Annotated in this window: 14 protein-coding genes, 1 pseudogene and 1 other annotated feature; of the genes and pseudogenes, 4 read left to right on the top strand and 11 right to left on the bottom strand. The window is 40.0% G+C overall.

What is annotated here, in order from left to right:
- Positions 1–285: 285 nt before the first annotated feature.
- Both tyrS and FC85_RS07645 read right to left on the bottom strand, forming a co-directional pair.
- Positions 286–1542 (bottom strand): tyrosine--tRNA ligase, encoded by a 1257-nt coding sequence (tyrS, locus tag FC85_RS07650; RefSeq protein ID WP_057864941.1) that lies wholly within the window; start codon positions 1540–1542, stop codon positions 286–288.
- A 137-nt stretch (positions 1543–1679) separates the two neighbouring features.
- Positions 1680–1881, bottom strand: a binding site (T-box leader).
- A gap of 61 nt (positions 1882–1942) precedes the next feature.
- Complete coding sequence (locus tag FC85_RS07645; RefSeq protein ID WP_057864940.1) at positions 1943–2596, bottom strand: zinc metalloprotease; 654 nt, start codon at positions 2594–2596, stop codon at positions 1943–1945.
- 245 nt (positions 2597–2841) lie between these two features.
- Here FC85_RS07645 and FC85_RS07640 point away from each other — a divergent pair, with 245 nt between their 5' ends.
- Positions 2842–3051: a hypothetical protein gene (locus FC85_RS07640; RefSeq protein ID WP_057864939.1), complete on the top strand. Its 210-nt coding sequence runs from the start codon at positions 2842–2844 to the stop codon at positions 3049–3051.
- A gap of 228 nt (positions 3052–3279) precedes the next feature.
- Here the strand turns inward: FC85_RS07640 and FC85_RS07635 are convergent, their stop codons facing one another.
- Positions 3280–3711 (bottom strand): MerR family transcriptional regulator, encoded by a 432-nt coding sequence (locus FC85_RS07635; RefSeq protein ID WP_057864938.1) that lies wholly within the window; start codon positions 3709–3711, stop codon positions 3280–3282.
- 176 nt (positions 3712–3887) lie between these two features.
- Between FC85_RS07635 and FC85_RS07630 the strand changes: the two genes are divergently transcribed.
- The gene (locus tag FC85_RS07630) at positions 3888–4082 is read left to right on the top strand and encodes a hypothetical protein (protein WP_057864937.1); all 195 of its coding nucleotides are present in this window, start codon (positions 3888–3890) and stop codon (positions 4080–4082) included.
- 323 nt (positions 4083–4405) lie between these two features.
- Here FC85_RS07630 and FC85_RS07625 read toward each other — a convergent pair whose 3' ends face one another.
- From FC85_RS07625 to FC85_RS07610, 4 genes are all read right to left on the bottom strand, one after another.
- Positions 4406–5269, bottom strand: coding sequence for an NAD(P)-dependent oxidoreductase (locus FC85_RS07625; protein WP_057864936.1), 864 nt, complete (start codon positions 5267–5269; stop codon positions 4406–4408).
- Positions 5270–5278: 9 nt separating this feature from the next.
- A complete protein-coding gene (gene rfbB / locus FC85_RS07620) occupies positions 5279–6259 on the bottom strand; it encodes a dTDP-glucose 4,6-dehydratase (protein ID WP_057864935.1) in 981 nt (326 codons plus the stop codon).
- Between the two features lie 199 nt (positions 6260–6458).
- Complete coding sequence (locus FC85_RS07615) at positions 6459–6959, bottom strand: hypothetical protein (protein ID WP_057864934.1); 501 nt, start codon at positions 6957–6959, stop codon at positions 6459–6461.
- 350 nt (positions 6960–7309) lie between these two features.
- On the bottom strand, positions 7310–8479 hold the full coding sequence (locus tag FC85_RS07610; protein ID WP_057864933.1) for an iron-containing alcohol dehydrogenase: 1170 nt from the start codon (positions 8477–8479) through the stop codon (positions 7310–7312).
- 687 nt (positions 8480–9166) lie between these two features.
- On the opposite strand from FC85_RS07610, the gene FC85_RS07605 reads away from it, so the two are divergent.
- Complete coding sequence (locus tag FC85_RS07605) at positions 9167–10297, top strand: trans-sulfuration enzyme family protein (RefSeq protein ID WP_057864932.1); 1131 nt, start codon at positions 9167–9169, stop codon at positions 10295–10297.
- A 476-nt stretch (positions 10298–10773) separates the two neighbouring features.
- On the opposite strand, the gene FC85_RS07600 is transcribed toward FC85_RS07605, so the two are convergent.
- Entirely contained in the window at positions 10774–11199 is a 426-nt protein-coding gene (locus tag FC85_RS07600; RefSeq protein WP_057864945.1) for a flavodoxin family protein, read from the bottom strand.
- Between the two features lie 172 nt (positions 11200–11371).
- On the opposite strand from FC85_RS07600, the pseudogene spxB reads away from it, so the two are divergent.
- Positions 11372–13115, top strand: a pseudogene (gene spxB, locus FC85_RS07595) (pyruvate oxidase).
- Between the two features lie 472 nt (positions 13116–13587).
- Here spxB and FC85_RS07590 read toward each other — a convergent pair.
- The 3 genes from FC85_RS07590 to FC85_RS07580 all read right to left on the bottom strand — a co-directional run bounded on the left by FC85_RS07590 (position 13588) and on the right by FC85_RS07580 (position 16852).
- Complete coding sequence (locus tag FC85_RS07590; protein WP_057864931.1) at positions 13588–14334, bottom strand: DUF975 family protein; 747 nt, start codon at positions 14332–14334, stop codon at positions 13588–13590.
- Positions 14335–14455: 121 nt separating this feature from the next.
- Positions 14456–15643, bottom strand: coding sequence for an MFS transporter (locus FC85_RS07585; protein WP_057864930.1), 1188 nt, complete (start codon positions 15641–15643; stop codon positions 14456–14458).
- A gap of 699 nt (positions 15644–16342) precedes the next feature.
- A complete protein-coding gene (locus tag FC85_RS07580) occupies positions 16343–16852 on the bottom strand; it encodes a hypothetical protein (RefSeq protein ID WP_186825109.1) in 510 nt (169 codons plus the stop codon).
- Positions 16853–16975 lie beyond the last annotated feature (123 nt).

Below are 16975 nucleotides of genomic sequence, written 5' to 3'. Positions count from 1 at the left end.
ACACATTCGTTTGTCGAAAATTTTGTTCAGTTTTCAAAGGTCTACCATCGTCATCGGAGCGCTTGTTCATCGCTTTTGACAACTATTTAATATTATCATGACGAGCAACTTGTGTCAATGACTTTTTTAAATTTCTTGACTTCGGAAAACTGTGTTCTCCTGAAAGCCGCAATAAATAATATACCGACTTTTCGACTCAATGTCAACAAAAAAAGACAAATCAATTTGATTTGTCTCTAAGACCAGCTTAATTCCTATAAGAACCCTAGACGAAATTCGCTTTGCTTATTTAATTCGTGCCAAGAAGTAATGCTTTTTGCCGCGGCGAACAATAACAAACTTACCATCAAATTTCTTTGACGGATCAATTTCAAAATCAACATCCTGGACTTTTTCACCATTAATTCGAATCGCACCATTATTGATATCTTCCCGTGCCTGACGTCGGGATGGCTCAAACTTAGTTACATCGACCAACCACTGAACGATATCGAGTGGTTCTGACGACACTTCAACAGAAGGCATCTTCTTAAAACCTTGTTCAATTTCAGCTGTTGTTAGTTGCGAGACATCGCCAGAAAATAGGGCCTTGGAGATATGCTCGGCTTGATCCACTGCATCTTGGCCATGAACAAATTTAGTAACTTCTTCAGCCAATCGCCGTTGCGCTTCACGCTTCTCAGGCTGTGTCTCAACTTTTTTAGCCAAGTCATCAATTTCTTCGCGACTTAAAAACGTAAAGTACTTCAAATAACGAACAACATCCTTATCGTCCTGATTAATCCAAAATTGATAAAATTCATATGGTGACGTCTTTTCAGGATCAAGCCAAACTGCCCCACCAGCAGTTTTCCCAAATTTGGTACCATCCGCTTTTAGCATCAACGGAATTGTCATGCCATATGCCTTGGCATCCTGTCCTTCAACTTTATGAATCAAATCAATTCCTGAAGTAATATTCCCCCATTGATCAGCACCACCTAGTTGAACTTGGACATCATTATGCCGATACAGGTGGAGAAAATCAACACCTTGAAGGATCTGATACGTGAATTCAGTGAACGAAATACCAACTTCCAACCGACTAGCGACAATTTCCTTATTCAACATTGTATTAACATTGAACAACTTGCCATAGTCACGAAGAAAATCTAATAGGGACAGTTGGGACAGCCAGTCATAGTTATTAACGATTTCAAACTTGCCATCTTGACCAAACAACTTTTCTGCTTGCCGAGTCAGCCCTTTCACGTTATGACGAACTTGATCCATTGTTTGAAGAACCCGTTCAGATTTCTTGCCACTTGGGTCACCAATTGAACCTGTTCCACCACCGATAAGAATAACGGGATGATGACCCGCCAACTGAAATCGTTTTAAGATCATAAACGGAATCAAATGACCAATATGCATGCTATCCCCAGTAGGATCAATTCCCACATATAGCCCCACCGACTTTTTGCCAACGAGTTCATACATCCCATCGTGATCGGTTTCCTGATTAATCGCGCCGCGCCACTTTAAATCATCTAAAATGTTCATTAATGCATCCTCCTAAATTATCTGTTGAATCACCAATCCTAATTAAGCGCCATGTCTGTTACGAATTTCGCTGTTCAATGAATACATGGGTGATGATAGTATGACCGAGAACTAAAAAATCCCTGACAAACTAAATTGCCAGGGACGAATTTTCCGCGTTACCACCCAAGTTATTGCCGGACAAGATCCAACAATCTCTCATATCATTGATAACGAAATGACTCGTTAAACAAAAGCTCCACAGATGTAAGTTCATTTATTACCCGCTTGGCTCGCATCAGCCGCCAAGTTTCTGAATTCACGGATCAATAAATTACTTTTCTGCCTCAACGCTCATAAATCGATAAGTTAATAATAGTTGGTCCACATCACGATGTCAATGGCGCCTGCCACCACCATCTCAAAGTTTTCCACGAAGCATCCGTTGAAAATATAAATTGTCCATCACTCGATAGTGATAGAATTCAGCAGAACCCATCACACGTGTATGAGCCAAACTCCAATCTGCCAACCGGCGGTCAAACTCACCAATCGTCGTTGAATAGTTTCCGCCCATAATGGTTGCTTGTCTAAACTGACGTTGCAAAGCGAGATTAGGATACTGATACAAATCTTTAGTCCCAAACGTATGACCCAACTCATGAATAATTAACGCCCGGCGTTTCGATCGATCATATCGAGTCATCCAGTTATCGTTTAGAGCAATCACACCACTGTTGATTTCTGCCATTCCAGCAAACTGATTACTCATCTGCCCACTCACGGTAACCGTCAATCGCGACTTGTTGATCAGACTCGTTGGTTTAAATAGTCTTCTTCCAAGTGCGTGATTCCATGTGTGCGCTGCGAATCGAATATCGGCTTGGTATTTTTTCGCACTGTCATTAACGAAATAACTGATTTTCCCCCTATCAGTCAAATTCTTGTTGGCAACCATTGTATTATCAAATTTAACCGCGGCACCTAAAGCCCGATCGCTTTGAGTTGCAAACATCCCCGTTATGCCAAGACCGATAGCCACCAACACGCTAACAAGTACTTGTTTAGCCCCCACTCAAATCCCCCTATCAAAAAAGCATTGAGCCGGTTTGTTAATGAAACTTATCCCGACTCATCCCCTGAAAACAATATAACAAGTCGGCCGATGCAATGACAAATCTAACGCCTATGTTTTTTCATTCTTTCTTCACAAAAAATTCAAAGACTGAGATAGTTGTTTTTTAAGGGCTTTCATTTTAAAATTAATTTGTTACTAAAATAATCTGATCACTATTATTTATAGAAAGAAAGTGACATCTCGTGTTAAAAATTGAGTATGAAAATGGTGGCGAACAAGAAAGTATTGATTACAAATCGGCTGCTGACTTTATGGCAAATCAACGTTTGGAAGTTCCCGACCTCGAAGATTATTACAAGATCAAGCGTGTTACCCTTGATGGAACCCCGATTACACTCTCGGATAAAACGATTATTGGCCTTTATAAACATTTTGACAGCGAAGGAAAGTAAGCCTTTCAGCAAGTCAGAGTTAATAAAAATAGGTCAAAGAACGATTTGATCTCAGTACATCAGCCGCCTGTTCCAATGTTTATATTGGGGGGGTAGCTGATGCAGTTAAGATCAGTTCTTTAACCTATTTTTTTCTTTCTTACTATGATCATGCTGCAAAGTGAAATCGTTTCAAGTCTAAATTCAATTTTACTCCAAACAGGGGTTCTACACATATAAACATTCTTTTTAGTGCGAAACCGGATCAATTTTGAAGGACGTTTTGCCATCCTTAATTACACCATATATTCGTTGTTGATGTGAGGCATCCAAGTAGCCGAAGTCCAGTAGCTTTTGATCATCTTTCACAATAATTCCCTTTAATTGATTACTCAAGAACTCTCGAAGAACGGGAATCTGTTCATCAAACTTTCGAGCTTTATCGACAGCTGTTTGGAGTGTAAACCCTTGGTTAAGAAAACGTTGAATGTGAAAAATCATAAATAGTGTGTGCAAATTATACTGACGTGACGCCCCTTTTTTCTGCTCAAGGGGCTGAATGTAACCCTGCTTTTCCCAATATCGCAATTGACGACCTGAAACCTCAGTAATTTTTTCAACCTGGCCAATTCCAAATATTAACTTTGTGCTATCAATAAATGTTGGATTTTGTTCTTCCAAAAGTTTTCACCTAGATTCGTATTTTAACGCTTACAACATTATATCAAACATCAATGCTTTATTAAAACCGATCACAAAAATCAAAGGCCTTCAAATTAGCACCCACGACGATTGCCAAAAGATTCTTGGTTGGCACACTTGTTTTTGATATAATGCTTTCGAAAGGACTGAATCAAATGGGATTTTCGCCAAAGCTAATTGTCGCAGATGTATCCTTGATTATTTCAATTGCCCTCGCATTTTTTATTAAATATACGTCGTTACAGGATGATGTCAAAATTGGGTTGATTATTCTAGCCGGCATTTTTTTAATGATTTCAGTGGTCATTAACCTGGTTTCAGCTAGAGAACGACGTCGAAAGAAAAAATAGGGTGCGGCTTGCGTGTCAAAAATAAAGTAAAGATCAGTTAAAACGACCTTAACTTCAAAACACTGAATCATTTTCCAACTTTTCAATAATCATCATCAAAAACGGACAGCGCGGGACAAAAAGGCAACTTCCGGCCGTGTAATCGGATTACACGGCCGGAAGTTGCCCTTTTGTCCCGCATTTTTGCTTGGTAATAATCGTGTTTATACTAACAGAGACCGGGTCAAACGACTATTGTCCCACCCCTCCGTTTTTAGACCCTTTAAGACTCATATCTTTCAATAACTTAAATGGGCACCTGCAGTCGAATCCTATAACCAATCTCACTTCTCATACAATTTAATTAAGCCTTGCGTCCCTAAGTCTCCCCAATGATCCTGATCGACCATCTTTTCGTATAACTCACGGGCTTGTTGGGTACCAGGTAAACTTAACTTCATTTGATCAGCAACCGCCAATGCAATCCGGAGATCTTTGAGAAAATGCTTGGCAGCAAATCCAGGCTTTAAATCACCGTGTAAAATTCTTGGCCCATAGTTTGCCATGCTCCAATTTTCAGCCGCACCACCATTAATCGTTTGAATCATTTGATCAGGATCCAGGCCGGCTTTAGTCGCATACATCAATGACTCGATCATCCCAGTCATCGTTCCGGCAATCATAATCTGGTTGGCCATCTTGGCGTTTTGCCCCTGACCGGCGTCACCAAATCGCGTTATCGCTGTTCCCATTGCCTTAAGAATTGGCCGAATCTGATCAAATGTTTTGGCATCACCGCCAACCATAATGGTCAACGTCCCATTTTTAGCACCAATATCACCACCAGAAACGGGTGCATCCAGCACATGGATGCCCTTTTGATAACCATAATCAGCAATCTTTTTAGCTAAGATAGGGGAACTGGTCGTCATATCAATTAACGTTTCATCAGACGTGGCACCTTCAAAAATCCCGTTACTTCCAAAATAAACCTTTTCAACATCTTTTGGAAAACCAACAATTGTAATCACAACATCACTAACCTCAGCTACCTTTGCCGGTGTATCCTGCCACTGGGCACCATTTGCCAATACTGTTTGCGCGTGTTGTTTGGTTCGATTATAAACAGTCACCTCAAAGTTCGCTTTCAATAAATTATTGATCATCCCCGTACCCATAACGCCGGTACCAATAAAACCAATTTTCATATTATCACCTCATCGATTCTTGACTTGTTTCAAAAGTGGCCGCCACCAAGCAGCATGATTAACATACCACTTAATCGTTGCCCGCAATCCCTGTGAAAAGCTCACTTGAGGATGCCACCCCAGTTCACTTCGAATTTTCGAATCATCAATCATATATTGTAAATCATTGGCAGGCCGATCGGAAACAAATTCAATCTGCGATTTAGAAAGCCCCAGCTCCTGAACAATTTGGTTAACCACTTCAAGATTTGTCCGATAATAATGGCCGGCAATATTATAAATCTGACCTGATTTACCACTACGAAGGACCGCATCAATTGCGGCACAATTATCTACCACATTAAGCCAATCGCGACTATTTTCACCCTTGCCGTAAATCGGTAATTTTTTCCCAAGCAATCCGTTAACCACCATAAGGGGAATCAACTTCTCTGGGAATTGAAATCTACCATAGTTATTGGCCGAACGGGTAATACAAATATCAGTTCCATAGGTTTTAAAATACGCCAAAGCTAATAAATCGGCGGATGCCTTTGTGGCTGAATAAGGGGAACTGGGCTTTAATGCCCCATTTTCATCAAATGCCTGGTGAAACTTAGCGGTTCCATAAACTTCATCAGTCGAAATTTGGACCAAACGAATATTGAATTTTCTCGCTGCATTTAACAAAACACTCAGGCCAACAAAATTGCTGCTGACAAAAGCATTTGGATTTAAAATTGAACGATCAACATGTGATTCCGCTGCAAAATTCACGATGCCATCAATTCGGTAATCTTTAATGATCGCATTAACATGAGCTTCATCGGTAATATCGCCTTGAACAAAGGTATACCGAGAGTCATCATTAATATCGGCCAAATTCGCCAAATTTCCCGCATAGGTTAACAGATCGTAATTTACGAGCGAATCATGCGATTGACTTGCCATTAGGTAATGAATAAAATTCGAGCCAATAAATCCAGCGCCACCTGTCACTAAAAGGTTCAACTCCTTACCCCCCTTCGTTAACCTAATCATGTCCAATATCAATTTACCCGAAACCTAAAAAACAAAGAAATAAGCACAATATTAATCTAGTCTTAATTTACCATATTCGCGCCATCAATTAAGATTAAATCACAAAAAGGCCAAAACAAATTTACATTTGCCTCAGCCTTCAAAATTTGGGGAAAGATAACCGCTGCGGTTAGTCTTCAATTGCATCTTCGTTTACCCAGTATTTTTGAGCTTTGCTGCTGTTAGAAATGCGAATCCGGTAAAAGTCTTCCGATTCGCGTTCGCCATCATCATCCCGATAATAGGCTTTAGCTTTCATGTCAACAAACACCCGTTTGCCAGTTCGGGCTTTAATGCGGCTCCAAGAATACGCCCGATTATTCTTTTTAGCGCCTGGAACATATCGATATAATTTTTCTTCACGGTAATCTTCGTCAAGAGTTGCCTTAAAATTAGTTTTTGCGTAACGGACACGGTAAACCCGTGATGGCCGAAAATCCAAGGGTTGAATCTCGGCATTGGTGCCCTTGAGTTGGTACTCAGTATCAGTTGTTTCGGCAATGTTGTTAACTCTGGCAGTTTCAGTCGTTGGTTTAAAGATGGCATCATGGGTCGTACTTAGTGAGAAACCAACAATACTAATTGGAATTAACATTAGCATTGCTGCGTCAGCTAAACGTCGCTTTTTCATAATCATCTGCCTCCAATTATTTAAATGATATTTATATATTATTCTTATTTATGCCATAATCATAACCTAATAGGAGAAAAAAGTCATGTCTAAAATATGACTTTTTATCGACCTTTTTAAGACATTTAGAATGAACAATATCGAAAATTGATTTGAGCACCAATATCAATCTTTCGCAAACCTAATATCAAACCCAAACAATCACTCTACATAAAATAAAAATAAACCATCACAATATCCTATGATTTAGGCGTACTGAGATGGTTTATTTACATTTAATGATTGACGTTCCAAGCTAAACAATTGGTAATTTCACTTGAATTCAAAAAATACGGTATCTCACTATTAGTCTATTTCTGATCATATGCTTCCTGGAACAATCGGACAATTTCTTCTTTAGTTCCCTTGCGTGGGTTTGAAAAGGCGTTGCCATCCTTCAATGCATTTTCAGCCATCATTTCAAAATCGGCTGGTTTAGCGCCAATGGATTTGATACTACGTGGAATATTAACATCATCGCACATTTGGCGCATTGCTTTAATTGACAAATCGGCAGCATCCCGTGTTGAAAGACCCTCGGTGTTTTCTCCCATGATCTTAGCCAATTCGGCAAATCGCTCAGGAGCAGCAACAATATTATATTTCTCAACGATTGGCAATAGCATGGCACAGCAAACACCGTGTGGCGCATCATATTGTCCGCCAAGCTGATGAGCCATTGCGTGAACATAGCCCAGGTCCGCATTGTTGAACGCCATGCCGCCCAACATTTCAGCTTCAACCATTTTCGTTCGGGCTTCAATATTATGCCCGTTGGCAACTGCTTCCCGTAAACTTTCTTCCACTAGTTTGATGGCTTGGATACACTGGCCATCAGTAATTTCATTCCGGTTGGTTGAAACATAAGGCTCAATCGCTTGAACAAAGGTATCCATCCCCGTAGCGGCGGTCATTGAAGCTGGAATATCCAGCATTAACATTGGGTCGTTAAATGATACTAATGGAATATTTCGCCAAGAGACAACCACAAACTTCAATTTCGTTTCTTCATTGGTAATGACACAATGCCGAGTTAATTCTGAAGCTGTCCCAGCGGTTGTATTAACAGCCATTAATGGAGGTAATGGATTGTCTAAGGTTTCAATGCCGGCTAACTTGGTAATATCATCACCATTTGTCAAAATGATGCCGACACCTTTCCCACAATCATGAGCTGAACCACCACCAACTGTAATAATGCTGTCACAGTGATTATCTAAATAAACAGCTTTAGCTTCCTTAATATTATGAATCTTGGGATTGGCCTCAACTGAATCATAAATCGCGTAACTAATCCCAACTTTATCTAAAGATGCCAAAGTTTGAGTTACCGGACCATTTTCCAATCCCCTTAAGATCTTACCGGTCACAATGAGTGGCTTCTTCATGTTTAACATTTTAGCTCGGTCACCAATTTTTTTAATAACCCCCTTACCAAAAAAATTGACGCTTGGCATTAAGAAATCAAAATTCTCTTTCATCAATAATCTTCCTCCTAAAACAGGTCGCTAGATTAGGTTGGAACCAATGATTGGCCCATGTCATCCACAAGCCGCTCTCTCTGGTGATCTGACCCTATTATCATTTTTAAGCAGTTTCATGCTATCATAAACCCAAACTATTGTAAACATTTTCACAATCATTTGCCAGAATGTTTCAAAAATATGAAAATGATTGATGTGCCACTAAAACAGTATTTTCATGTCTGCATCAGGTTGGACGATCACTTACCATAAGGACAGAGTTTGTCTTATCTTTACCAATTGTGAACAAATCACGAAAGGATTTCTAAATGAACGTTGACCACTCATCCAAATTAGTCTACAATATAGGAAATTTTAATTTACTTAAGCTTTGATGAGATGAGTAGCATTATTTTCACTGTGATAGAGAGTTTCAGTTGCTGAAAAGAAACCAGTGAGAAGATGTGAAGATGAGCTCGGAGCTACGTGTCGGTCCTTGGGCCTGCACATCGTTAGCAACCGTTACCTTGCAAAAGTATAACCATTCTTAAAAATGGCGTACTTATTGAGACTGAGATTGTGAGATTTCAGTAAACTCAGGTGGTAACGTGACTAAGCCTTCACCCTGAACAACGAATATTTGTTGTTCAGGGTGAAGGCTTTTTTGGTAAATTAAATGATTAAAATTTTTGGAGGAATTCACACATGACTCAAGAACCTTTTGACATCGATACTTTATTGGCACAGGCAGGGAATCGCGATAATAACGATCAATACCATTCAGTTTCAACCCCGATTTATTTAACGTCTAATTTTCGTCATCGTGATTTGGAAGACGTTGAAAACTTTGACCCAACTAAACAGTATTCATACTCTCGACTTTCAACACCCACTCGCAGTGTCCTGGAAAAAACACTGGCTCAATTAGAAGATGGCGCCCGTGGATTTGCACTAAGTTCTGGAATGGCTGCGATTCAATTGGTTTTTTCATTATTTAAATCCGGTGACCACATTATTACATCAGACGATTTATACGGTGGCTCATTCCGGTATTTTGATTATTTAGCAGATCACTATGGGGTTAAATTCAGTAAATGGAACGGCAAAGATTACGAAAAATTAGCATCCCTTGTGACGCCAAAGACAAAAGCGGTTTGGCTGGAAACGCCTTCTAATCCAACCATGAAAATTATTAGCATTAAAAAGGTCGCTGATATTATCCATAAAGCCAACCCACAAATTTTGGTTTGTGTTGACAATACCTTTCTCACTCCGGTTTACCAACAACCCATTCGTCAAGGGGCTGACATTGTGGTTCACAGTGCAACAAAATATTTATCAGGCCATAATGATATGCTGGCTGGTGCGGTCATTGCAAAATCCGAAGAAATTGGTGAAGAACTCGAATTTAACTTCAATACCACCGGTGTAACACTTGATCCATTTGATTCATGGTTACTGTTGCGAAGCCTTAAAACGTTATCTGTCCGGATGCAACGACACACTCAAAACGCAAAATATGTCGCAGCGTGTTTGGCTAAGTTGCCCCAGGTAGAAAAGGTTCTCTATCCTGGCGAAGGTGGCATGATTAGCTTTTATGTTCAAAATCGCGACCAGGTTGATCGCTTATTCAAACGACTTAAAATTATTTCATTCGCGGAAAGTTTGGGTGGTGTGGAAAGCCTACTGACCATTCCTTCCCTGCAGACACACAGTGATATGACGAAGGAAGCCCGGTTAAGATTGGGAATTACTGATGAACTATTACGATTGTCAACCGGACTTGAAAGTGCCAAAGATTTGGCAAACGATTTAAAGCAGGCGTTGGCGGATTAAAAGAGAGTGCAAAGAGCCGCGGTTAGCTTCCAGAATATAAACTCAATCAACCAATATTCCTGAATTTGGAATATTGGTTGATTGAGTTTATATGGCCGGAGGCTGCGGCTCCTTTACATATTTAGTCTGGTTAAAATTATGATCACAATCACCGTATCAATTAATTTGTCATAGTACTGCCCCTCGCTACATTTGTTAATTCAACAATACTCATAAGTACAACAAAGGAGCCCAGGCGGTAAAACTGTCTGGACTTCTTTGTTATTAATATAGTTCAGATGAATTATTTCTTGTTTCGCCATCTCAAGTGAACATTAAAAGAACGGCGACCTTTCAGAAAGGAAAAGCACACCCCACTGATCTACATCAATTTTATTGGCATTAACCCTTGGATAATTTATCCACAGCATAACAATCCTAGCCAAACTTTATAGCAGCAAAGTCTCATTGAGTGAGCTCTTATTTAGATTAATGGTCTAACTCTTCAGCGATTCTTTATCCGCTTTGTCGGCAAATTCTTGAATTTCTTTCTTTTGATGCTCATTAAAGTTCCCCAGCTTAGGCATTAACCCATGAAGATACAAATGCTCATTTGATTCTGGAATGCCGTTTTTCTTCAATATCTTACCAAGTTGTTTCCCCACTGTGAAGACACTGCCGGAAGTCCCAAACAAAACGACTTCTTTAACTTTCGTTGGGTCAAGATTAGTCGTAAACTCCTTTAAATTTTTATCAACATTCGTATTGTAAATACCGCCACCAATGAAAAGTTTATCAACCACTCCTTCCAATGGCTTGTCAATCGTTTCCGGCGTCAGGTTCAATTGTTCACCCAACAGCTTAGCCATTTTTTCAGTATTTCCGGTTCTTGAATAATATCTAATTGCATTCACAAAGAACATCCCCTTTTTCATATAGATTGATACACATTGAGTATAATACTGTATCCGCTTTCTTTCAAAAATATCTTTTCTTTGTAAAGCGTTTACATTTCACAAGCAGGCTACTATACTAAATTAAGTGAAGGGGATTTCACATCTTTCATTTAATTGATATTTTTAGGAGGCTTGTGCTATGGTTCAAAAGATTAGTGGTTCAGATGCTGTATTAAAGGTGCTTGAGGATTGGGGAATTAAGCATCTTTATGGCTTACCAGGTGGCTCGTTTGATTCAAGTATGAATGCAATTCATAATCAAAAAAAGCAAAATCAAATATATCCAAGTTCGTCATGAAGAAGCAGGTGCGATTGCGGCTTCTGCCGACGCAAAATTAACTGGCAAAATTGGTGTTTGCTTTGGTTCTGCTGGCCCTGGTGCTGTTCACCTACTCAACGGACTGTATGATGCCAAAACTGATGGCGTTCCAGTTCTTGCAATTGTGGCCCAAGTCCCAACCAGTCGCATGAACATGGACTTTTTCCAAGCCATGGATGAAGAACCCATTTTTGATGACGTAGCGGTTTGGAATCGAACTGCAATGACTGCTGACAGCTTGCCTCGAATGACCGATGAAGCCATTCGTCAGGCATATGCTAAAAAAGGCGTTGCCGTTTTAACCATTCCAAAGGATCTCGGCTGGGCTGAGATTGACGATACCTACATTTCAAATGCCAATACCCATCAAACTCCTGTTTATCCAGAACCTAATCCAGAATCCGTAAAACAGGCAGTTGCTTTAATCAAGGATGCTAAGTCACCAATGATTTACTTTGGTCTGGGCGCTAAAGATGCTGCCGAAGTGTTAAAGAGAGTTTCTGAAAAATTCAAGATGCCGTTAGTATCTTCCGTCCTCGCAAAAGGAATCCTTGAAGACGCCTACCCGGCTTACTTGGGCTCAACTGGCCGGGTTGCATCTAAACCTGGCGTGGAAGTTGGTTTTAGTACTGATTTGATCCTCTGGGTTGGTAACGATGTGCCATTCAGTATCTTCCTATTTAACAAGAATGCCAAGGTGATTCAAATTGATATCGCCAGCGAAAAATTAGGCAAACGACGCCACAACGATGTTTCAATGGTTGCCGATTCCAAGAAGGCTTTACAAGCCATTTTGGATGCCGGCAAGGAAAAGAAACCATCTGCATTTTATGACGCTGCTTTAGCTGATAAAAAGAACTGGGAAGCTTGGCAAGACAGTTTCAAAGATTCCAAAGAAATGCCGGTTCGTCCGGAACCAATCTTTGACGTCTTAAATCATGCTGCCAGCGATAAGGCCGTCTTTGGTATTGATGTTGGTAACGTCAACATTAACTTTGAACGATTACTTGATATGCATGGTGATCAAAAGTGGGCAACTTCTGGTAAATACGCCACAATGGGCTTTGGCCTCCCTGCCGCTATCTCAGCAAAGGTTAATTACCCGGATCGCGATGTTTACAGTTTGAGTGGTGATGGTGCCTTTGCCATGTTAAATGAAGAAATTATGACCCAAGTCAAATATGGTCTACACATCATCAATGTCGTCTTCAGTAATGAAACCCTGGGCTTTATTGAGGCAGAGCAAACTGATGATACCCATCAACCATTATCCGGTGTTGATTTACCAGATACTGATTGGGCAATGGTTGCTAAAGGAATGGGTGCCCTCGGTTACACGGTTCACACCAAAGAAGAATTTCAAAAGGCAGTCGATGACGCCAAAAAGACTGACAGACCAGCTGTGATCGATGTTAAATTTACTCAAAAGATGCCATTTACAACTGAGCATATGACGATCGATCCAGCATGGCAGGATCAGAAGAAAGTCAATGAATTCGTTAAAAAGTATCAGGCACAAGATCTGAAACCATTTAGCTATTTTTTGAAAGAAGCTGAAAAATAGTCTGCTCGTTTATTTAAATTACCAGCTCTCGGAATCGCAATAAAGACCAGAGTGGGCCAGCAAGCGGTTAGACCCCAGAATATAAGCCCCCTGACTTAATATTCCCGATTTTGGAATATTAAGTCAGGGGGCTTATATGGCCGGGGGCTGCTTGCTGGCGCACGTTTTGGCTAAGTACAAAGTTCAACGAGATATTCCCGATTTTGGAATATTAAGTTAGGAGACTTATATGGCCGGGGCTGCTTGCTGGCGCACATTTCGGCTAAGTACAAAGTTCAACGAGATATTTCCGGGGTTGAATGTTTGGACAATTCGGTTACGCGGCAGGAAGTTGCCTTTTGGCGCATGTCTTTCCACTCGGTAATAATCGTGATTACGCAAGCGGGGCTGGGACAAAATTACTTTTGTCCCAGCCCCGCTTTTATTGCTTTAATCGACCCTATTTTTTATTTTGATTTTCTGCTATTTGTGATTAATCATTCTGATCATGCTGTTTTTTGAAAATAGTTGAGAGATCATCTTGGTCTGGTCGGTCAGCCAATTTAATGTAGAAATTCGAGAATGATAAGGTAATATAAGGTTCGACCCACAGGGAAGCAATTCCAAACGTCAATCCTTCAACAATTTCCCAACCAATAAAGCTCAAGTCCATCACAAAGTATTCCCATTTATGACCATTCATCATTTGCCGGCTTTGTGTAATGGCTTCTAGGTACCCAATCGGTTTACCCGCATCAAGAGCATCACGATAAATATTGATGGACTGCACATACGAAAAAGACTTAATGATTCCAGGAATTAAGAATAAGATACTCCACAGAATTGCTAGAATCGAGGTTAAAATTCCGATAATTACGGCACCTTTAAAATATTGCCAGTTATTGAAAATTGTGAACGATTTGTTCACCGGTTGGTCAAATTTAGCTTTGTTTCTTAACAAATCAATTGATCGAAACATCATTCCTGCGGTTAATAAACTAACTAAAATTGTCAAAACAGTTGAAAAGATAAGGTACTTAACAAGCATGTCCTGATTAATTGAAACCACCGTGCCGGACTGTGTCAGTTGATTTCGAAACGCACCGTTCTGACTAGCTAAATAATAGGCAGCCGCACTGGCAAAATCTAAAAGTAACACGGGTAAGAATAATACCAAAAAAAATGGAAAATGACTCGAGAGCATCCGTTGTGCTTCAAGTTTTAGTGCTGGACGATCCATAAAATCCTCCTTTAAAATTCAATATTGGATAAAGCAGTTACAAGCAGTATATTACACTGACAAGTTGTGTCAACATTGTCGCCATCAGGATAAACACCGCATTTCCAATTGAATAAAGCAACTATTCTGTCACTATCCCATTTCTTTGCCAATTTCGATTGATCTGATTTAGCCAGATTACCAGCCCAAGAGTGACAATCGTGTAGACCGCACCACCAGGACCGACCGCATGCATCCCAAGGCTGCTGACAATCACCCCGCCGGTTGCAGAACCCAGTGCAATGCCAAAATTAGAAAAGATCGAATTCAGAGAGGATGCCAAAACAATCGATTGTGGATAGTTTTGTTCCGCTACTTGCAAAAAATGAATCTGAATGGGTGAATTTAATAATGGCATCCCTAAAATTAAGATCATTAATACGCCGACCCCCAGCCAACGACTATTAAAGAGAATCGGCATCATGATCAATAGTATAAATTGAATGATGTACACCGTGGGCATTGCGTGCAGTCCCCAACCTTCAGTTAGTTTCCCACTCGCCCGATTACCAAAAATACTGGCAATTCCGAAAACAAATAACAGGACCGTCAATAATTGGGTTGAAAAATGCAATTGGTGCGTTACAATTGGGCGCAAATACGTATAAAAGACATAAATGGCTGCTAAATTGAACATGGGTAACAGCATTCCGATTTGAATTCGCCGATCCTTAAATAAAGCTAGTTGGCCGAGAATGCTACTGCCTTTTTGTTTGAAATCACGGGGAAGACTCAAGAACACCAAGCCTAACGTGATAAGGCTAATCACAATAATCGTTAGGAAAGCCATCCGCCACCCAAAATTTGTCGATATCCAAGTTCCCAGTGGTACTCCAAACACCGAAGCAATACTGAAGCCGGCGAAAACCCATGAAAGCAGCCAGGCTCGCTTTGACATTGGCGCAATATGGCCAGCAAATGTTAATGCAATTGAAATGGCGGCACCAGAAACCAAAGCCGTTACAATTCGTGAAATTGCCAGAAAAATAAAGCTGGGTGCCACCAAGCTTAATCCATTTCCAAACGTAAAAACGCCCATCATAACCAGCAAACTCCAAAACAAATTGTACTTCCCAATCAAAACCGTAATAAATGGTGTGCTGATTGCATAGACCATTGCAAAAATGGTGACCAAATAACCAACTGTTGCCACGGGAACATTGAACTGATTAGACAAATCATCCAAGATCCCAACGATTAAGAATTCACTGAATCCTAAAATAAATGCAACCAACACCAACACAAAGCTCTGAACCTTAAACTGTTTCATGTGTTTCTCATCTCCTTTTATTAATTGGCTTTTCCCAAACCTTCCATATCTTACAAGGTTTACTAAAAGTAATCTAGCCATTTGCAAAGAAAAAACAGTTAACATAATTAATTTAATCAGTCTGTAACAAAAACAGTTTTCAAATATTTACGATAACGCTTATCTTGTCTCTGCTTCATCAAAAAGGACAACCTATTTAGGGGTCAAATCGTTAAAAACGGTTGCAGTTTTATTTATTATTTCGTATACTATTCACAAGCGAGTTGCCATCTCGATGGTACTCAAATCATTTTAGCCATTATTCGAACGTCCTCGAGCGCATAGGACCTTAAATATGTCGCGCGCCAAAGTAGTCAACCGATATCGGTTGACTACTTTTTACGTTTAAAACGACAACTTTTTGGATGCTTGAACCGGGCTAAGCGTGTTTCAATCCAGGCAATCAAATGACCGTCTTCAGTTAACAGCTACCATCTTTAATGATCATCACTCAAATTAATTTAAAAAAATGAGCACAAAAAAACCGGCGATTGATATTTCGCCGGTTCTTTCTTAGAGCCATCAACTATTTTAATTCGTTCTCCACAGCTGATGCTTTAAGAGATATTCCACTTGTCAAAAAGCATCACCTCCTTTTTTGATTGTCCATAATATACATCCATTTAAATTAAATTGCAAGAGATTTGAACGAATCCAAAATTAATCGTCGTGTGCTTCGTTGCGTTCATTTTCAATCACGTCATCATTTACCCAATACTTCTGAGCTGTATTCGAACGTGAAAATCTAATTCGATAAAAATCTTCATGTTCAAGTTCGTTATCATCGCGATCTTTAAAGGTGGCAACTGCCTTTTCACTAACATAAACTTTTTGCTGATCAGATACATGGAGTGTATTCCAATCATATATTTTATTATTGCGAACTGATCCCGGGACATACTTGTAAATTTGTTCTTCTCGATATTCATTATCTAACCGGGTCGTATAGCGGACATTTTGATACCTAATCTTTTCTGCTTTTTGACTACCTTGATTTCGGTTGGTTGCTGTCGTTGACGATGACTGACTCGTTGACGAGCTCGCTGCCTGACTACTTTGTGACGATGATGAACTACTTGAACTTCCCTTATCACCAGCGTTTGAAGAACATCCAAATAACCCTAATGGTAATAAGACCAGTAAGCAAGCGGTCGTTAATCCTTTTTTCATGGTTAGCCCTCCTCGGATAAACATTCAGTAATGTATGCTTACCTATATTATAAAGGATTATCATACCGATTACGAATAAGACAGCTAAATTCAGTAGAAAAAACCAGAGTGGACCAGCAAGCG

The organism is Lentilactobacillus diolivorans DSM 14421 (assembly GCF_001434255.1).
GTDB lineage: Bacteria > Bacillota > Bacilli > Lactobacillales > Lactobacillaceae > Lentilactobacillus > Lentilactobacillus diolivorans.
This window is presented reverse-complemented; position numbering and strand designations above follow the sequence as displayed.